The sequence below is a fragment of the Marinobacterium sedimentorum genome (assembly GCF_024267675.1).
GTDB lineage: Bacteria > Pseudomonadota > Gammaproteobacteria > Pseudomonadales > Balneatricaceae > Marinobacterium_A > Marinobacterium_A sedimentorum.
Map to the genome: position 1 here is coordinate 33606 of NZ_JALDYX010000033.1, position 18150 is coordinate 51755.

Annotated in this window: 17 protein-coding genes; 6 read left to right on the forward strand and 11 right to left on the reverse strand. The window is 60.0% G+C overall.

The annotated features are described in order from the left end of the window. Positions 1–177 precede the first annotated feature (177 nt). Positions 178–1497 (forward strand): Na+/H+ antiporter NhaC family protein, encoded by a 1320-nt coding sequence (locus tag MRS74_RS19930; protein ID WP_254582034.1) that lies wholly within the window; start codon positions 178–180, stop codon positions 1495–1497. Between the two features lie 48 nt (positions 1498–1545). Here MRS74_RS19930 and MRS74_RS19935 read toward each other — a convergent pair whose 3' ends face one another. From MRS74_RS19935 to MRS74_RS19970, 8 genes are all read right to left on the reverse strand, one after another. Then, on the reverse strand, positions 1546–2136 hold the full coding sequence (locus tag MRS74_RS19935; protein WP_254582035.1) for an acyl carrier protein phosphodiesterase: 591 nt from the start codon (positions 2134–2136) through the stop codon (positions 1546–1548). A 6-nt stretch (positions 2137–2142) separates the two neighbouring features. Continuing rightward, positions 2143–2616, reverse strand: a complete 474-nt coding sequence (locus MRS74_RS19940) for a hypothetical protein (protein ID WP_254582036.1) — start codon at positions 2614–2616, stop codon at positions 2143–2145. Positions 2617–2751: 135 nt separating this feature from the next. After that, positions 2752–3396, reverse strand: coding sequence for a flavin reductase family protein (locus MRS74_RS19945; RefSeq protein ID WP_254582037.1), 645 nt, complete (start codon positions 3394–3396; stop codon positions 2752–2754). Between the two features lie 134 nt (positions 3397–3530). Further along, positions 3531–4577, reverse strand: a complete 1047-nt coding sequence (locus MRS74_RS19950) for an ABC transporter ATP-binding protein (RefSeq protein ID WP_254582038.1) — start codon at positions 4575–4577, stop codon at positions 3531–3533. Between the two features lie 2 nt (positions 4578–4579). Further along, positions 4580–5689, reverse strand: a complete 1110-nt coding sequence (locus MRS74_RS19955; protein WP_254582039.1) for an ABC transporter ATP-binding protein — start codon at positions 5687–5689, stop codon at positions 4580–4582. A 14-nt stretch (positions 5690–5703) separates the two neighbouring features. Then, the gene (locus MRS74_RS19960) at positions 5704–6636 is read right to left on the reverse strand and encodes an ABC transporter permease (RefSeq protein ID WP_254582040.1); all 933 of its coding nucleotides are present in this window, start codon (positions 6634–6636) and stop codon (positions 5704–5706) included. A gap of 57 nt (positions 6637–6693) precedes the next feature. Further along, a complete protein-coding gene (locus tag MRS74_RS19965) occupies positions 6694–7680 on the reverse strand; it encodes an ABC transporter permease (RefSeq protein WP_254582041.1) in 987 nt (328 codons plus the stop codon). Positions 7681–7747: 67 nt separating this feature from the next. Then, complete coding sequence (locus MRS74_RS19970) at positions 7748–9319, reverse strand: ABC transporter substrate-binding protein (protein WP_254582042.1); 1572 nt, start codon at positions 9317–9319, stop codon at positions 7748–7750. A gap of 475 nt (positions 9320–9794) precedes the next feature. Here MRS74_RS19970 and MRS74_RS19975 point away from each other — a divergent pair, with 475 nt between their 5' ends. From MRS74_RS19975 to MRS74_RS19985, 3 genes are all read left to right on the forward strand, one after another. Beyond that, complete coding sequence (locus tag MRS74_RS19975; protein WP_254582043.1) at positions 9795–10499, forward strand: GntR family transcriptional regulator; 705 nt, start codon at positions 9795–9797, stop codon at positions 10497–10499. Between the two features lie 118 nt (positions 10500–10617). After that, complete coding sequence (locus MRS74_RS19980; protein WP_254582044.1) at positions 10618–11808, forward strand: amidohydrolase family protein; 1191 nt, start codon at positions 10618–10620, stop codon at positions 11806–11808. Between the two features lie 15 nt (positions 11809–11823). Next, the gene (locus MRS74_RS19985; protein ID WP_254582045.1) at positions 11824–13305 is read left to right on the forward strand and encodes an amidohydrolase family protein; all 1482 of its coding nucleotides are present in this window, start codon (positions 11824–11826) and stop codon (positions 13303–13305) included. Positions 13306–13375: 70 nt separating this feature from the next. Here MRS74_RS19985 and MRS74_RS19990 read toward each other — a convergent pair whose 3' ends face one another. Together MRS74_RS19990 and MRS74_RS19995 are read right to left on the reverse strand one after the other, a co-directional pair. Continuing rightward, positions 13376–15133 carry a DEAD/DEAH box helicase family protein gene (locus MRS74_RS19990; protein ID WP_254582046.1) on the reverse strand — a complete coding sequence of 586 codons (1758 nt, stop codon included), beginning with the start codon at positions 15131–15133 and terminating at the stop codon, positions 13376–13378. A gap of 164 nt (positions 15134–15297) precedes the next feature. Next, entirely contained in the window at positions 15298–15603 is a 306-nt protein-coding gene (locus tag MRS74_RS19995) for a putative quinol monooxygenase (protein ID WP_254582047.1), read from the reverse strand. Between the two features lie 100 nt (positions 15604–15703). Here MRS74_RS19995 and MRS74_RS20000 point away from each other — a divergent pair, with 100 nt between their 5' ends. Further along, a complete protein-coding gene (locus tag MRS74_RS20000; RefSeq protein ID WP_254582048.1) occupies positions 15704–16126 on the forward strand; it encodes a VOC family protein in 423 nt (140 codons plus the stop codon). A gap of 135 nt (positions 16127–16261) precedes the next feature. On the opposite strand, the gene MRS74_RS20005 is transcribed toward MRS74_RS20000, so the two are convergent. Next, positions 16262–17614, reverse strand: a complete 1353-nt coding sequence (locus MRS74_RS20005) for a DEAD/DEAH box helicase (protein ID WP_254582049.1) — start codon at positions 17612–17614, stop codon at positions 16262–16264. 235 nt (positions 17615–17849) lie between these two features. On the opposite strand from MRS74_RS20005, the gene MRS74_RS20010 reads away from it, so the two are divergent. Further along, a complete protein-coding gene (locus tag MRS74_RS20010) occupies positions 17850–18137 on the forward strand; it encodes a helix-turn-helix domain-containing protein (RefSeq protein ID WP_254582050.1) in 288 nt (95 codons plus the stop codon). Positions 18138–18150: the final 13 nt, after the last annotated feature.

The following is an 18150-nucleotide window of genomic DNA, read 5'->3' on the forward strand; positions in this document are numbered from 1 at the left end:
ATTAGAATATAACCAGACAATCTTTAGTACCCCGCAGCGCTACCCGTATAATGCCGCGCTTGCCGTCAGAATCATCCACGCAGTCGCACTGCAGCGAGCCTGACCACTAAGGCGTTTTACCCCAGCGCCCTGTTATTTATCCGTCGCCTACAAGGCGGCACACTCTTGGAGACTGCGATGCAACCCAGAGCGATCGCCCTGTTACCTCTGCTGCTGTTCCTGACGCTCTTTATCGGCAGCGGTCTGTACTACCAGGCGCAGAACACCGACTTTGCCTTCTATCAGATTTCCGCACCTGTGGCGATTCTCCCCGCCATAGTGCTGGCTCTGTTGCTTGGCCGGGGTGCGCTCAACAGCCGCATAGAGACCTTTATCAAGGGCGTGGGTGACAGCACCATCATCACCATGTGCATTATTTACCTGCTGGCCGGCGCCTTTGCCAGTGTCGCCAAGGCCGTGGGTGGCGTGGATGCCACTGTGAATTTCGGCCTCAGCGTGGTACCCGAGTCCCTGGTACTGCCGGGGCTCTTCGTGATTACGGCCTTTGTCGCCACCTCCATGGGCACCTCCATGGGCACCATAGCCGCCATAGCGCCGGTGGCCGTAGGTCTGTCCGACGCCACCGATCTGCCGCTGACACTCACCGTCGGCACCGTGATTGGTGGCGCCATGTTCGGCGACAACCTGTCGATCATCTCTGACACCACCATCGCCGCCACCCGGTCCCAGGGCTGCGAGATGCGTGACAAGTTTCGCCTCAACTTCATGATTGCGGTTCCGGCGGCGCTCATAACTCTGGTGGTACTCTACCTGCAGGGCAGCGGCGGCAGCATCAAGGCCCCGCAAGACTATGACCTGATCAAGGTGCTGCCCTATGTGGCGGTGCTGGTACTGGCGGTGATGGGGCTGAACGTCATGCTGGTGCTGTTCAGCGGCATTCTGCTGGCGGGCCTGGTCGGCCTGAGCCAGACTGCCGACTACAGCCTGGCCACGCTTTCGGCCGACATATACGCGGGTTATGGCAGCATGCAGGAGATCCTGATTCTGTCGCTGCTGATTGGCGGCCTTGGCGCCCTGATGAAACATCAGGGCGGGCTGGAATTTCTCGCCCGCCTGATCGATCGTCTGGCGCGGGGCAGTCAGCGGCGCAGCGGTGAAATCAGCATCGCCGCCAGCGTGGTACTGGCCAATCTCGCGACCGCCAACAACACGGTAGCGATTATTCTCAGCGGCTCACTGGCACGGGACATTGCCCAGCGTCACGGCGTGGACCCAAGGCGCAGTGCCAGCCTGATGGATATATTTTCCTGCGTGGTCCAGGGCCTGCTGCCCTATGGCGCCCAGGTGCTGCTGGCAGGTTCCATTGCTGCGCTGTCGCCGCTGGCGCTGATTGGCAGCATCTATTATTGCTGGCTGCTGGGGATAGCCGCGATCATCGCCATTATTGCCGGTCTGCCGCGCCTGCAGACACAGACCTCACCCCTGCCCCAGGCCTGAGACCGCGTTATCTGCCCCGGCCAATTTAGCCAGCGGCTGAGTTTAGGATTAGGCCTTGCTGGCTCTTTCCGGTTGCTCTACCCAGTGCAGCAACTGCGGGTAGAAACACAGAAATGCCTCTTCGAGCGCCCCGTAGTGGCGCTCGATCTCCTGCGCCGCACCATAGAGCGCGGTACGCCGACTCAGGCGCCCGGCGATGGAATCCAGCGCCCGATCGATCACCTCCAGTCGCTGGTAACTCAGCAGCCAGTCATGCTCGCGCATGTGCGCGAAACGCGCCCTTGCAAGGGCCGGCATCAGGGGCGCCTCCGGCGCCATGGTCTCGTAAACTGCGCGGCTAAAATCAGCCAGGGGGTCAGCGTGAAACGACGCCCAGTGGCGGGCCAGGAAATGGTCAAAAGCCATATCCACGATAATACCGGCAAACCGACGCCGCGGTGGCTCAATCAGCCCCAGGGTACGCAGTACCTCAGGGTGGTGGTCGGTATAGGCATCGACGCTGCGATGCAGCCGAATACCCTCGGCGATCGCCAGCGGCCAGGCATCCAGCGCTGCCCCCTTGACCGCATCACCGAGATAGTTGCCGGTCAGCGAACTGCCCGCACGGGTGGCAAGATGAAAATGGGCCAGATAGTTCATGTCGCGTCAACGACTCTGCCGCCGCGCCAGCACACGGGCTGCCGCATGCAGGGTCACACCCACGAACAATGCGATCACCGCCGGCAAGGTGTAGGGCAGCTCGGGCCCGCTATTCACCGGTTCATCAAAGATGGACAGCAACAGCAGCGCGGGGGCCAGTAACAGCAGCAGCGACCCGGTCCATTGCAGCCCACGGGCCAGGGGAAGATTCAGCACGCTGAGGTAACAGCCCAGCTGCACATTGAGCAGGGCCGCACAGAGAAGATAGATATGGTTGGCGCGATAGAGCAAGCTGGACACCTGAGAAACATCGCTACGGTCGGGCAATTCCAGATAGAAATAAAGCCCTGCCAGCAGGAACGCCAGCAGGCCCAGCAAACCAACGGCCAAATGCAGGCAGCGCAGCAAAATCTTGCTGCGATCCGCCTGTCCGGCGCGGGCATAGGGCTTGGTATCGATGGCAGATCGGGATAGGGACATGGAATTCAATGTAGCACGCCCGACGGGGTTAGGGCAGCCCCCCCACCCGGCCCGCTGTGACAATACCCGCCCTCCTGCGGCACTGCGCGGCCAGGCGCACCAGCAGCTGCATAGCCGCCCCCATGACAGATGCCATCAGGCCTGGTTGATTCGTCGCTCGTGACTGTTGAGCCACTCTTCGTAGCTGACTCTTGGCAACTGGAACTGATCCCGCGTCGAGGTGTAGGTATCGGCGTGCATGCGCGAGATCGGGCAGTAGGCCGGCGAGCGCACACGCAGGCGTTCGGCATCGATATACTGATCCTGCACGTGCATGTTTACCACTTCACCAAAAATAATTGAGCGATTGGGGTATTCCACACTGCGCTCCAGGCGGCATTCGAATGCCACCGGCGCCTCCAGAATGCGACCCGGCATCACCTGACTGCTGTCGGCGCAGGTCAAATCCGATGCATCCAACTCATCCACCTCCGGCGGGAAATCAATCGACGAAACGATCATCTGGCGGGCAATGCTCTCGTCCACCATATTGACGACAAATTCGCCTGTCGCGTGAATATTGCGGGTCGTATCCTTGGGGGTACCACCTGGCTTGTGCTGAATGCCCAGAATCAGCAGCGGTGGCTCGTCACTGAACACATTGAAAAAGCTGATGGGGGCTGCATTGTTGATTCCGTCGGGGCAACGGCTGGTCACCAGCGCTATGGGGCGCGGCACAACAAAGCTCACCAGCAGCTTGTATTTTTCCTGCTTGCTCAGGCGCGTGAAATCAAATTCCATCATGGATCTCCAGACGGGCCCTGTGCCCGTGTGCGGCATTGTTCATCCCGGCGCGAAGAAGGACCCGCCAGCTCTAAGGAGCCGACGGGCCAACGAGGCACCGGAGGTACAACCTGGTTAATAGGGGTCTGAGGTCAGATACGCCCTTCCTCTACTGCGTGGCAGGCCACCTGACCACCACCATCGGTGGCTATGGTAGCCGGGCGCTCCGACGTGCAGCGCGCATTGGCGTGGGGGCAGCGCGGGTGAAAGGTGCAGCCGCTGGGCGGTGAGATCGGGCTGGGCACCTCGCCACTGACCGGCGTGCGGGCCCGCCCGCTCATGTCCAGATCCGGAATGGCATCCAGCAGCATGCGCGTATAGGGGTGACGCGGGTTGCGCAGCAGCTCGGCCGAGGGCGCCTGCTCTACCATGGCCCCCAGATACATGACCCCGACGCGATCGGAAATATGGAAGACCACCGCCAGATCGTGGCTGATAAACATATAGGTCAGGCGATACTGGCGCTGCAGGTCGCGCATCAGATTGAGAATCTGCGCCTGTACCGACACATCCAGTGCCGAGGTTGGCTCGTCGCAGACGATAAAATCCGGATTGCTCGCCAGCGCCCGGGCAATAGAAATGCGCTGGCGCTGGCCGCCGCTGAACTCATGGGGGTACTTGTCGCCATCGACCGGCATCAGACCTACCTGGGTCAGCAGCTCGGCCACCCGTGCATCCACTTCGGCCGCGGTTTTAAGCAGGCCAAACACCCGGATTGGCTCGGCGATGATCTTGCTTACACGCCAGCGCGGATTAAAGCTGGCGTAAGGGTCCTGAAAAATCATCTGCATGCGGCTGCGCAGCGGCGCCATCTGCTTGCGGCTCAGGGGCCCGATATCCACACCCTCGAATTCGATGCTGCCACTGCTGGGCGCATAGAGCCCCACGGCCAGGCGCGCCGCCGTCGACTTGCCACAGCCGGACTCGCCCACCAGGCCAAAGGTTTCACCCTTTTTAATCTCGAAATCGATACCGTCCACCGCCCGCAGGAACTGCCGCGGCTTGCGTTCCAGCACCCGATTGAGCCAGGGTGGCGACACATCGAAGTGGCGTTTGAGGTTGCGCACCCGCAGAATCGGCTCTGCTGCGGCCTCATCGGTTGCCGTCGCCATGCGGCCTTGCGCTACATTTGCATTCATCATTACACCTCCTGCTCGCAGGCCTGCATGGACTTCTTTGGCGCAGAACCGACTCCGTCCGCCTGCTGTCTGGCACGCTGCGCCAGCGTCACGTTACTAAACAACCGGTCGGGATCGGTGGCGGGATCCACGCCATCCCACAGCCAGCAGGCCACCTCGCCCTGGCCGACATTGGCAAATTCGGGCTTTTCCTCACGACAGCGTGCCGTGGCGTAGGGGCAGCGCGGGTTAAAGGCACAGCCCTGGGGAATATGGCTCAGGCGCGGCATGGCGCCGTCGATCTGCACCAGATGCTCCACCTCCTCCCCGAGCTTTGGAATGGACCCCATCAGGCCTCGGGTATAGGGATGGCGCGCATGCTTGACCACCTCCTGCACCGGACCGATTTCCACCAGACGACCGGCGTACATCACCGCCACCCGGTCACAGGTTTCGGCGATAACGCCCATATCGTGGGTCACCAGCATCACTGCCGAACCGTGCTCGCGGCACAGGGTCTTGAGCAGATCAATGATCTGCGCCTGTACCGACACATCCAGCGCCGTGGTCGGCTCATCGGCAATCACCAGTTTGGGATTGACGCAGAGCGCCAGCGCGATCACCACCCGCTGGCGCATGCCACCGGAAAACTGGTGCGGGTACTGATCGATACGCTGCTCCGGCGCCGGTATCCCCACCTGAGTCAGCATCTCGATGGCCCGTGCCCGGGCCTGGCGCGGTGTCAGGTCCGTGTGGGTGCGAATGGTCTCGATCAGCTGGCGGCCGACGCTGAACAGCGGATTGAGGCTGGTCAGCGGATCCTGAAAGATGGAGCCTATCTGCTTGCCACGCAGCTTGCGCATGGCCTCGCTCGGCAGGTTGTCGATGCGCTGACCGTTAAAGTGAATCTCGCCGCCGGCGATACGCCCGGGCCGCTCCAGCAGGCCGGTAATGGCGGTGCCGGTGAGAGACTTGCCGGCACCGGACTCCCCCACCACACCGAGAATTTCACCGGCTTTGAGGCTCAGGGAGACACCGTCGATGGCCGTGAGGGTACCGCGCCTGGTCGGGAACTCGATACGCAGACCTTTGACGTCAAGCAGGGCGCCGCTGTTTGTCTTGTTGTTGTTCATGTTCAACTCTCCTCTCAGCGCAACTTCGGGTTCAGCGCATCGCGCAGCCAGTCACCCAGCAGGTTGACCGCCAGCACCAGCAGCGCCAGCGTCAGCGACGGGAAGATCACCACCCACCAGATACCGGAGAACAGGAACTCGTTACCGATACGGATCAGGGTACCCAGGGACGGCTCGGTCGGCGGCATGCCCACACCCAGGAACGACAGCATGGCCTCGGTCAGAATCGCCAGCCCCAGGTTGATAGTGGCGATGACCAGCACAGGCCCCAGCACATTGGGCAGTACATGGCGGATCATGATCAGCAGCGGATGCAGCCCGATCACCTTGGCCGCCTGCACGTATTCCTTGGATTTTTCCACCATGGTGGAGCCACGCACGGTGCGGGCATACTGCACCCAGCTGGTGAGCGCAATGGCAAGCACCAGCACATAGAGGGCCGACTCGTGCATCACTTCCTGGGGCAGAAAACTCAGCGCTACGCCGTTGATCAGCAGTGCCACCAGGATGGCCGGAAAGCTCAGGATCATGTCGGCCAGGCGCATGATGAAAGCATCCACCACGCCACCGAGAAATCCGCTCAAAAGCCCCAGGCCCACGCCTATGATCATGGCCACGAAGACGCCGGCAAAACCCACCACCAGGGACACCCGCAGGCCATACAGCATGGACGAGAGCACATCGCGCCCCTGGCTGTCGGTACCCAGCAGGAAGCGCGCATCGCCGCCCTCCAGCCACATCGGCGGCAGTTCGCTGTCCATCAGGTCAAGGGTGGCAACATCAAAGGGGTTGTGGGGTGCGATCCAGGGCGCAAACAGCGCCGCCAGTATCATCAGTACCGTCACCAGGGTGGCGATCACGGTAATGCGCGAGCCCTTGAAACTGTAGAACAGGTCGCTGTCCAGAAAGCGGTGCCAGTCGTCGCGCATATTCATTAAGCGTTGCATGGTGCTTGCCCTCCACGCGGTGAAACAAAGCAATGGGTACTTGTCATGGCGAGGTTCCTAGTGTGAATTGGCGGTGCCGCGATCGGCGCACAGGCGCGGATCCAGCATGAAATACAGCATGTCGACGATCATGTTGATCACAACAAAGATCAGCGACACCAGCAGCAGATAGGCCGACATCACCGGGATATCAACGAAGCTCACCGCCTGAATGAACAGGAAGCCCATACCCGGCCACTGGAACACGGTTTCGGTGATGATGGCGAAGGCGATCATGGCACCGAGCTGCAGACCGATAATGGTGATCACCGGCATCAGGGTGTTTTTCAGGGCATGACCAAAGTTGACGGCGCGGTTGCTCAGGCCCCGTGCCCGTGCAAAACGGATGTAATCGGTGCGCAGCACCTCCATCATTTCAGCCCGCACCAGGCGCATGATCAGCGTGACCTGGAACAGCCCCAGCATGATGCCCGGCAGAATCAGCGATTTAAGGCCGCTGGCGGTCAGCAGGCCGGTGCTCCACCAGCCGATGCTCACCACCTCGCCGCGGCCAAAGGATGGCAGCCAGTTCAGCGTGACGGAAAAGGTCAGAATCAGCAGTATGCCGGTGACAAAGGTGGGCAGCGAGATGCCGATCAGCGACAGCGTCTGGAACACATGACTGAGCCAGCTGTGGGGCTTGAGGGCCGAATAAACCCCCATGGGGACCCCCACCAGCAGCGAGATGATAAAGGCCACCGCCACCAGCTCCAGCGTGGCCGGCATGCGCTCGGCGATGAGCTCGGACACCGGGCGCTGGTTACGATAGGAGATGCCGAAATCGCCCTGGGCGGCCTGCACCACAAAGGTGGAGAACTGCACATAGAGCGGCTCGCTCAGCCCGAGGCTTTCACGCAGCTGTTCGCGCTCCTCCACGGAGGCGTCCTGGGACAGCATATTGGTGACCGGGTCACCGACGTAGCGGAACATGCTGAACGCCAGCAAGGCGACGGCCAGCATCACCAGCAACGACTGCCCCAGCCGACGGATTAGAAAACTAAGCATGGGAATGACTCCTGCGGATAACGGATATGGGTTACCAGAGGGCCGGCACAGCGGCCGGCCGCTGTGATCAGTTAACCTTGGCGTACCACAGGCGAGGCTTGTCATCCGGTGTCTGTGGCAGCGTGATGCCATCACGGATACCCCAGGACAGCGGCTGCTGATGCAGCGGAATCACCGCCACCTCGTCGCGCGCAATTTCCAGCGTTTCCGCCAGCATGGCGCGGCGCTTGGGCTCATCCAGCTCACCGGAAATCTGATCGATCAGACTGTCGATACGGGCATTGGAATAGCCACCCGGGTTCCAGGTACCCAGTTTGTCGGCCGGTGTTGCCAGAAAGCCTGTCAGGGCGCTGAAGGTATCCAGCATTGGCAAGGTCGCCCAGCCAAACATGTAGATGTCCGAGCCGCCGCCAAGCATTTTCTGGAAGTGGTTGCCCTTGCTCTGGGCGGTCAGGTTGGCCCTGATGCCCACCCGTGCCCACATGGAGACCACCGCCTGGCAGATTTCCTCGTCATTGACATAGCGATCGTTAGTGCAGTCGAGCCCGACCCGAAAACCATTGGGATAGCCGGCATCTGCCAGCAGCGCCTTGGCCGCCTCGGGATCGAACGGGAAACGCTGATTGAGCGCGGCGTCATAGCCCGGCACTTCCGGCGCCACCACCAGGGCTGAATTGCGAGAATTGCCGCGCATGACCTTTTTATGAATCAGCTCCATGTTGATGGCCTGATAGAGGGCCTTGCGCACCCGCGCATCCTTGAGCGGATTCCTGTCCTTGATATCGGAGTCATGCAACTGGTCGTCGCGCTGATCCATGCCAAACATGATGGTACGCAGCGAGGGCGCCTGCAGTACCTTGACGCCGGCGGTGGAGTCGATGCGTTTCACGTCCTGCAGCGGTGCCGGGTACATCAGGTCGATCTCACCCGACAGCAAGGCCGCCACGCGGGTTGCATCGGAGGAAATGGGGGTGAACTCGATGCGGGTCAGATTGTGCTGCGGTGTATCCCACCACCTGGGATTGACCGCCAGCACCGTCTTGGCATCGGGCTGGCGACTTTCAAGCTGGAAGGGGCCGGTGCCGTTGGCATGGGTGGTGGCGTAGTTCTCTTCACCCTTGCGCAGATCAATGGCATTGAGCGCATTGTTCTCGGTCATCCATTCCTTGTCGAAAATGTACACGTTGGTGAGGTAATTGAGCAGCAGCGGATCCGCCGTACTCAGCACGATCTCGACGCTCATCTCCCCCACCTTGCGGGCATCCACCACGGTCGGCACGTTGACCCTAATGGGTGCATTGGGGTCAATGGCGCGATGAATCGAGGCCACCACATCATCGGCGTTCAGGCTATTGCCATTGTGGAAGCTGACGCCCTCGCGCAACTCAAAGCGCCAGACATTGGGCTCAACCAGCTCCCAGCTCGTCGCCAGGGCCGGCTCCAGCTTGAGGTCGGCGTTATAGCGCACCAGCGGCTCGTAAATATGGTGCAGAAAACCCAGGGTATTGCTTTCGGTCACCGAATAGGGATCCAGCGAGGCGATATCCGAGGCTTCGGCCATGCGCAGGGTATTCGCCTGCGACGTCATCGCCGCGCCCAGGCTTAGGGTCATTGCTACACAAAGCAGTTTTCTTCGCATTATTATTCTCTCGTGGCTGCTGCTCTTACCGTCAAGGTTCCACCGGAATTGCCACCTGTGGCTCTGCGACAACTCCGACACCAGAGGTTAACGATCAATTATTTTTTCGTTAACAATCTTGCATTCAATACACACCACCCGTTAGCGACTGTCAAGTAAAAATATTGGATTACACCTGACCAATTAGTCAGCTTATCGGCGCTTGTATCCTTAATTCAGCGACTTGGAAGTAACGCAGACTTTGGGGCTGCACTTGATATAATTTCACTCGGGCAGGATTGGGCACCCCGGCGGGTGCAGCCAGGGCACCAGCCCGATTTTCGTTAACGATTATTTATTGCATCGTTAGCACAAGCGCGCTAGCCTAGTTTTCAGTGTCCCGGCTCTGGCCCTTACCTGCATGCCTGGCGGGACTGCACAGAAAGCATTCTCTGTGCTGTACTGATGATCATTTTTACAGAATGAGAAACTTGCCATGGGCACCGACAAGACGTCCGTAAACAATCAGCTTGATGCCGCCTACCAGCGTGTCTGGGGGGCCATTGTCTCCCACAGGCTGCTGCCCGGAACAAGGCTCAAGGAAGATGATCTCTGCGAAACTTTCGGCATCAGCCGGGGCCATGTGCGCAAGCTGCTGCAGCAGCTGGCCCATCATCACCTGGTCACGCTGATACCCAACAGCGGCGCCTTCGTGGCCCGTCCCAGCCGCGAAGAGGCGCTGGAAGTCTTCAAGACCCGCCGCCTGGTGGAGTTAGAGATGGTGCGCGAACTGGCACGCAAGTGCAGCGCCCAGGACCGGAAGATGCTGGAAAAGCATGTGCACCGCGAACATGAAGCCCATACCAGCGGCGACAAGAGCCTGCGTATCCGGCTGTCGGGGGAATTTCACCTGCTGATTGGCGCCTTGGCCGAGCGCCCGGTGCTGTATCAGTTTTTGCACGAAATCATTTCCCGCGCCTCGCTTATTGTGGCGCTGTACCAGCGCTCCCACTCGGCCAACGGCCGCAGCGCCGGTGACCGCGCCTGCTCCGAGCACCATGACCTGATTGATGCTATCGCCGCACACCGGGTCGAGCAGGCCGCGGCCGTCATGGACGAGCACCTGCAGGAACTCGAAAACCAGCTCGACCTGGATCCACCACTGGAACAGCACGTCGACCTGAAAAAAGTATTCGCCTGAGCCCGGCGGCAACGGCCAACCCCGCCGCCATCTGACCGATACAAGCCCCCGCCAGGCTGTGCCTTGTACAGCCCCGGGCTGCCTTTGCCTTTTTTTCGTGATAGGAGCTACTACAACAATGCATAACAACAGCCTGCTGATCCAAAACATACGCCCGCTGGGCAGGAACGCCACCGACCTGCTGCTGCGCGATGGCAAGATAGCCGCCATGGCCCCAGGTCTCGAAGCTGCCGATGCAGACCTCATCGACGGCGCCGGGCAGCTGCTGTTGCCGGGTCTGGTCGACGCCCACACCCATATCGACAAGACCTTCTGGGGCCAGCCCTGGCAACGCCACCAGGCGGGTCCGCGCATCATCGACAAGATCGAGAACGAGCGCCGCCTGCGTCGCGAGCTCAACCTGTCCGCGCAAGTGCAGTCCGCCAACCAGATCCGCCAGGCCATCCGCATGGGCACTACCCATATCCGTACCCACGTGGATGTGGACACCGACATCGGCCTGTCGAGCATCGAAGCGGTACTGGCCAGCAAGGAGATATTCCGCGACAGCATGACACTGCAGCTGGTGGCCTTCCCCCAGAGCGGCCTGCTGACTCGGCCCGGCACGCAGGAACTGCTGGAAGCCGCCATAGACGCGGGTGCCGACCTGGTCGGCGGCATTGACCCCGGCGCTATCGACCGCGACCCCGCCGGCCATCTGGACTGCATCTTTGATATCGCCGAGCGCAAGCAGGTCGGCATCGACATTCACCTGCACGAGGCCGACCAGCTGGGCGCGACCTCCATCGAGCTGATTCTGGAGCGCACCCGGGCGCTGGGCATGCAGGGCAAGGTCACCATCAGCCACGCCTTCTGTCTGGGCATGATCGGCGAGGCCCAGCTGAGCGAACTGATCACCCAGTTCCAGGCTCTGGATATCACCATCATGACCCACGGCCCGGGTCATATCGCCTTCCCGCCCATCAAGCGGCTGTATGAAGCAGGTGTAAAGGTCTGCGCAGGCTCGGACGGCATCCGTGATGCATGGGGTCCCTACGGCAATGCCGACATGCTTGAGCGCGCCATGCTGATGGGCCTTCGCAGCAACTACCGCCACGATGACGAACTGGAAATGCTTCTGGATATCTGCAGCTTTGGCGGCGCGAGGGTGATGGGCGCCACCGACTATGGACTGGAACCGGGCTGCAGCGCCGACTTTGTGCTGGTGGACGCAGAAACACCCACCCACGCCATTGTCAGCCGCCCGTCCCGCGCCCTGGTCTGCAAGGCCGGCCGCATTGTCGCCCGCAACGGCGAATGCCTGGTCTGAACGAGGAGCACCGTCATGAGCTGCACCCGCATTACCGGCCGCTATGTCATCGGTTTTGATGGCACGGGCCATCGCCTGCTGGAAAACGGCGAAGTGGTGTATCAGGATGACCGCATCGTCTTCTGCGGTTTTGGCTACAGCGGTCAGGTCGACCGGGAGATCGACGCCGGCAACGCGGTGGTGGGGCCGGGCTTTATCGATCTGGATGCGCTGGCGGATCTGGACTCCACCGTGCTGGCCTTCGACAACGGCCCGGCCTGGCGCTGTGGCCGCGTCTGGGCCAGCAGCTACGTCGAGCAGGGCCCGCGGGAAGTCTATGACCGCAGCGACGAAGATTTCATGAAGCGCTACGCCTATGCCCAGCTACTGCACAACGGCATTACCACCGCCCTGCCCATTACATCCCTGCTGTACCGTGAATGGGCCGAAACCTACGACGAGTTTGCCCGCGCCGCCGACATCGCCGCCGAAATGGGCCTGCGGGTCTATCTGGGGCCGGCCTATCGCACCGGGCTGTCGATGATCCGGCCTGATGGTCGTTTCGACATGCACTGGAATGAGGCCCGGGGCCTGCAAGGACTGGACGATGGAATTCGCTTTGCACAAACCTTCGACAACAGCCACGGCGGCCTGGTACGTGCCATGCTGGCCCCCGACCGTATCGAGGGCTGCACCCGGGAATTGCTGGAACGCACCCGCGACGCGAGCAACGCACTGCAGTGCCCGGTGCGGCTGCACTGCTGCCAGTCACAACTGGAAGTGGACAGCATGCATCAGCGCTTTGGCACCTCGTCGCTTGCGCTGCTGCAGGACATCGGCTTTCTGGGCCCCCGCACCCTGCTGCCACACGGGCTCTTTCTGGGGGGCGTCCAGGCGCGACACCAAGACATAGAGCAGGAGCTGGACAGCCTGACGGATTCCGGCAGCACCCTGGTGCACTGCCCCATTGTGTTCGGGCGCAGCGGCAAGGCACTGAACAGCTTCAGCCGCCTGCGCCAGCGTGGCATCAATATTGGCCTGGGCACCGATACCTTCCCGGCGGACCTGATCCGCAACATGCACGCCGGCGTGATGCTGAACCGGGTGCTGGAGGATGACGCCCAGGCGGTAAGCGCCGCCGACTTCTACAATGCCGCCACCCTGGATGGCGCCCGCGCCCTGGGGCGCGACGACCTCGGCCGTCTCGCGCCCGGCGCCAAGGCGGATATCACGGTGTTCGATCTGTCGGGCTTTCACCTTGGCCAGCGCGTTGACCCTATCCAGACCATGATCATGAACGGCAGCGGCAGCGACTTTAAAACCGTTATTGTCGACGGCCGCATCCGGGTGGAGGATTACCGCATCGAGGGAGTGCCCTACGCAGACTGGCACCAGCGCGCCCAGGATCAGTACGACCGGCTTCGCGCCAGCTACCCGGAGCGCACCCACCTGCATCCACCGGTTGAGGACATCTTTGCGCCAAGCTTTGCCCCGCTGCTTGCGGATGAAGACCGCTGAGGCCTGAGACGCGCGAACTGGAGACTGTCGACTGACAACGGTCTGCTGTCGGCGTGGTCGGCTGTTGCAATCAGGCGTCGCTTTCTGCCCCCACCGGCCCCGCACCGGAGACGTCAAGCTCCAAATTCTCAATAATTTTCGGCGCCATTGACTGAAAAATATCACGCGTGCCGGGGTCGCACAGCTTTGCTGCCATTATCCGCGGGCTTACAACTTCAATCACTCCTGACTCTACCCTCAGATAAATTTCATTCGTTGCCTCGTCCATAAAATGGACCACGGGTATTTTGCCAAGACATTGCATCAGGAATCCCAGGTTGTTCCTGGCAGACAATGCCGCATTGTCCGGGTAAACCTCGTCGGGTAACTTGGCTTTTATATTTATTTTTTGATAGCGCTCGATATCGATAAACGCCAGGGGGCTGAAAATGACCATCTCTTGCTGATTGCCAAAGGCAATGGTCTTGGGATAGGTCCCCTTGGGCACACTGTTATCCAGGAACTCGTATTTGTAAATCGGTTTGCGACACGCCAGCCATTTAAAGAACAATTTTGGGATACCGACATAGGTTTCAACGCTGTGGCCGAGAAAGTCCTCCACGGCTTTGTAGCGACCGACTTTAAGTCCTCTTTCCCAGCCCCGTTGTACCGTTTCTTCCGGCGGCGTAATCACGAAATACATCAGCATCGTATCGACATACTGGGCATAGGTACTATGCAGTATTCGCGATATGCTTTCGGTGGAAAAACTGTCGAAACGAAAGCGGTCGACCAGCAGATGAGGGATCGACCTATCTCGTTTGGCTTTGTCGCGAATGTAGTAATCCAGTTTCCGATCGATTATTGCCACCTCCTTGCTGGTCAATCGTCCGGCATACTTGTATGCGTCGCCCAGCGTGGCGTAATCCAGCAGAAGGCGCCGCCAGATATCGGGACTGATCGTGCCATAGCCGTCCGATTGAATGCCGTGATCGCCCATAACTTTTTTGAGCATGGGTCGCAGGGAGCTTTTGCCTGCAGCGGAGGACCCTTTCAAGCTTATCAGTACCGGTTTTTCCGCCGCGACTGTGGGCGTAAGCCCAAGCTGCTGGATCGCTCCTTGTACCAGGGGCGCAATCTGGTGGCCAATCACCTGGCTGCCATAGCTGTTGCACACATGGTTAGTGACCAGCCTTGAAAGATACTCGATATCGGATCCGATAAAGCCGCTCGAACTGGCAATGGACCCGAGTACGCGATAGAGACTTCTGTAGACCGCCTTGGCGAGGGGACTTCGCTCGACAAGGCCTTTCTCTTTGAACCCGGCAATGATGCGATACTGTTTTTCCTGGGTGGACTCCTGAACCCTGGAACCTGGCTTGGGCCTGGGCTTTAGAATTAACCGAAGGACAGAAAAGCGTCTTTCTGGCTCCTTCGCCTGAACAGGCGCAATCAATGCACTTGTCAGCTCCTGGCGTACCTGCGTCTCTACTTGCTGCCGCAATTCGACATGCGCCTGCGTAATAGAGGTCAAATTCGGTTCGATATAATCGCAGAGAAGCTGCTCGGCAATCTGCCGAAAGTGGACGCCAAGACCAAACTCGTCCTCCCCTTCAAACGCCACGATATCAGCGGTGACTCTAACCAGAAGCTCATGCAATACCAGACGCTCGGGTCTGAAAGCGACTAACTCTTCCTGCGCGAGCCCAGCCTGCTGGGCGACTTCTCCCACATCAGCACGGTTGGTGAAGACATTTTCCGGTCGATGGATAGTTTCAAGGGATAGATATTCGACAGGAATATCTGATCCAAGACCGGGGTTCCACGCTGAATATTCGGTGCTTTTCATAGATAACGCCTGGGTCAGCAAAGTCGAAGAACGTTTACCACAGCCCCCTATCTTACAACAGGAAGCGTGCCCGCCAATCACTCAAGCTAAGCCGTCCGTCCCATCAGAAACCTTCACGCCGGGATTTAGATAGCGCAGCCAATATTACTTGAGACCACATTAACCTAGCCCCGGGGCGGAAAGAGGCCCGCCACATCGGCCCGCACGACCTGCTGGCGTTCGATCAGCGCGTTGATCTGCTCGCGGTCCCGCAGGTAATGCGGCGTTTCCTTGTGCGCCTGCAGCGCCTGCGGGCTCTCGTATAGCTCGTACAGATAGACCCGGCTGTCATTCTCGCGGTCGAGCAGCACATCAAAGGTATGGCAGCCTGGCTCCTGCTCCACCGATGCCCGGGCGTTGGCCTGAATCAGCTCCAGGTAGGTTTTTTTTGCGCCGGGCTTGAGATCGACACTGATAAAAATGCAGTACATGGGTATCTCCGATTGTAAGTGTTCTCAATAATTATTATGTTATGTGCACAATTTATTGAGACTTTAATTACAAACTGCATTTAAAACAAGGAGAGCCCCAATGAGCACCCGGCCAAACGCCCTCAATGGCATGCGCCATATCGCCTTTACGGTGGAGAACCTGGAAGAAGTGGAACGCTTTTACGTCGAGTTGCTGGGCATGCAGGTACTGCACCGCCCGCACCAGAATCTGGTCTATCTGACGCTGGGCAACGACAACCTGTCACTCAGTCGTGGCAGCGCATCTGAGCGTGCCAGCGGGCCGCAACGACTGGATCATTTCGGCTTTATCTGTGACGAACCCGGCGATGTGGACGCCTGGGCGGACTACCTGGCACAGCAGGGAGTGGAAATCCTCGGCCGCCCTCACGACCACAGCAATGACCCTGGGGTACGCAGCTTCTATTGCCTGGACCCCGCCGGCAATACCGTACAGCCGATCTATCACCCGGCGGTATCAGGCCAGCGCCTGGTCAAGCCCTGACAACCAGGCGAGAGGCCAGGATAACAGCCCCCGCAAACGACACTGCCGACCCGCCATGATCAATGCACAGGGCAAGGATCACAACGGGTCGGCAGCGAGATGGCACTCGAAAGTGCCGCTACAGCGGGTTGTCGGTTAATGTGCCGCGGACGGTGCACTGCGACGGGGACGCCGGCGACGCGGCTTATTGCCCGGCGCCGCTTCATTACCGCTGGCACGGCGAGACTGTTCGCCACCCGCGGGTTTCGCGCGACCCGGGCCACCACGACGCTGACCATTGCCACTTTTGGCGGCTCTTGGCGCAGCAGCCGGTGGCTCAGGCTGGGGTACATAGCTGGCGGCGCTGGCCTGCAACATATCCAGATCCACCGCAGGCGCAGGCTGTACGTCGAACTTCTGACGCAGCAGACGCTCAATGGCGCGGAATTCCTTGTCTTCATCGCGGCTGATCAGGGAAATCGCCTCACCACTGGCGCCAGCACGACCAGTACGGCCAATACGGTGCACGTAGTCCGCCGGTACATTGGGCAGCTCGTAGTTCACCACATGGGGCAGATGGTCGATATCCAGACCACGGGCCGCGATATCGGTGGCCACGAGAACCCGCACCAGCCCGCCCTTGAAATCGGACAGCGCGCGCGTACGGGCATTCTGACTCTTGTTGCCATGAATGGCCGCGGCGCTGATACCGTTGCGCTCAAGCTGCTGGCTCAGGCGGTTGGCACCGTGCTTGGTACGCGAGAACACCAGCACCTGGGACCAGTTACCGGCCAGAATCATGTGCGCCAGCACCGTCATCTTCTCGGTCTTTTCCACTGAGTGGAAACGCTGTTCGATCTTGTGCGCCGTGACATTGCGCGACACTTCGATGCTGGTGGGGTTATGCAGGATGTCACTGGTCAGGCGGCGAATTTCCGGCGAAAAAGTGGCCGAGAACATCAGGTTCTGACGTTTCTTGGGCAACAGTTTCAGGATGCGCTTGATGTCGTGGATAAAGCCCATGTCCAGCATGCGGTCGGCTTCGTCGAGCACCAGCATCTGGACGTGGGACAGATCAACGCACCCCTGGCCCTGCAAATCCAGCAGGCGGCCCGGTGTCGCCACCAGAATGTCCACGCCGCGGCGCAGCAGGTCTTTCTGCGGGTTGATGCTGACACCACCGAAGACGATGGCCGAACGCAACGGCAGATGACGACCGTAAGTGCTGACGCTCTCGCCTACCTGGGCGGCAAGTTCGCGGGTGGGTGTCAGTACCAGCGCACGCAGCTGGTGACCGTCCGGTGGACGATGCTCGGATAACAGTTGCAGCATGGGCAAGGTAAAGCCGGCGGTTTTACCGGTGCCTGTCTGGGCAGCGGCCAGCAGGTCGCGCCCTTCCAGTACAACCGGGATTGCCTGGGCCTGAATTGGGGATGGGGTTTCGTACCCCTGCTCTTGCACAGCACGCAGCAGTGCGTCGGAAAGTCCGAGAGAGGAAAAAGCAGTCATGAATGTCCGTAGTGTGGAATCGGTCGGCAGGCCCTGACGTGTTGTTCATACGGCACCGGCCCAGGATACAGCTAAGCGGCGCAGCTTACCGTAAAGCCCCCCCGGGTGCGAGTACTATTCAACACCGTGGATAATGTGCCACGCATCGGCCTGCAAGCCTTGCAGCGCCTGAAAATGGTCAGACTGCGTGCGTTGGACTAGGCTGATTGCAGTTACGTACGAGAGGAACCGGCAAATGACCCGCAGATCTCAACGCGCGTTCTTCCGCAAAATCTATCTAGCCTGGCTGATAGATAATGGCCGACACAACCTGCGCACCCTGCAGGAGAAAACCGGCATGCCAAGACGCACCCTGCAGGACAGCCTCAAGGACCTCGAAGATATCGGCATCCGCTGCATCTTTGAACAGAGCAATGGCGAACGCAATAACTGCGGTCTCTACCGGGTCATGGATTGGGGCCCTATCAGGCGAAGCTGGGTACGCAGCAATCTACCGCTGCTTAAAGAGGAGCTGGAGCAATAGCATCTGATGGATT

Coding starts and splice junctions, on each gene's coding strand:
- MRS74_RS19965 (WP_254582041.1), bottom strand. CDS start 7,680: ATGCTTAGTTTTCTAATCCGTCGGCTGGGGCAGTCGTTGCTGGTGATG.
- MRS74_RS19930 (WP_254582034.1), top strand. CDS start 178: ATGCAACCCAGAGCGATCGCCCTGTTACCTCTGCTGCTGTTCCTGACG.
- MRS74_RS19960 (WP_254582040.1), bottom strand. CDS start 6,636: ATGCAACGCTTAATGAATATGCGCGACGACTGGCACCGCTTTCTGGAC.
- MRS74_RS19945 (WP_254582037.1), bottom strand. CDS start 3,396: ATGGAATTTGATTTCACGCGCCTGAGCAAGCAGGAAAAATACAAGCTG.
- MRS74_RS19950 (WP_254582038.1), bottom strand. CDS start 4,577: ATGAATGCAAATGTAGCGCAAGGCCGCATGGCGACGGCAACCGATGAG.
- MRS74_RS20005 (WP_254582049.1), bottom strand. CDS start 17,614: ATGACTGCTTTTTCCTCTCTCGGACTTTCCGACGCACTGCTGCGTGCT.
- MRS74_RS19940 (WP_254582036.1), bottom strand. CDS start 2,616: ATGTCCCTATCCCGATCTGCCATCGATACCAAGCCCTATGCCCGCGCC.
- MRS74_RS19975 (WP_254582043.1), top strand. CDS start 9,795: ATGGGCACCGACAAGACGTCCGTAAACAATCAGCTTGATGCCGCCTAC.
- MRS74_RS19970 (WP_254582042.1), bottom strand. CDS start 9,319: ATGCGAAGAAAACTGCTTTGTGTAGCAATGACCCTAAGCCTGGGCGCG.
- MRS74_RS19995 (WP_254582047.1), bottom strand. CDS start 15,603: ATGTACTGCATTTTTATCAGTGTCGATCTCAAGCCCGGCGCAAAAAAA.
- MRS74_RS19985 (WP_254582045.1), top strand. CDS start 11,824: ATGAGCTGCACCCGCATTACCGGCCGCTATGTCATCGGTTTTGATGGC.
- MRS74_RS19980 (WP_254582044.1), top strand. CDS start 10,618: ATGCATAACAACAGCCTGCTGATCCAAAACATACGCCCGCTGGGCAGG.
- MRS74_RS19955 (WP_254582039.1), bottom strand. CDS start 5,689: ATGAACAACAACAAGACAAACAGCGGCGCCCTGCTTGACGTCAAAGGT.
- MRS74_RS19990 (WP_254582046.1), bottom strand. CDS start 15,133: ATGAAAAGCACCGAATATTCAGCGTGGAACCCCGGTCTTGGATCAGAT.
- MRS74_RS20010 (WP_254582050.1), top strand. CDS start 17,850: ATGACCCGCAGATCTCAACGCGCGTTCTTCCGCAAAATCTATCTAGCC.
- MRS74_RS20000 (WP_254582048.1), top strand. CDS start 15,704: ATGAGCACCCGGCCAAACGCCCTCAATGGCATGCGCCATATCGCCTTT.
- MRS74_RS19935 (WP_254582035.1), bottom strand. CDS start 2,136: ATGAACTATCTGGCCCATTTTCATCTTGCCACCCGTGCGGGCAGTTCG.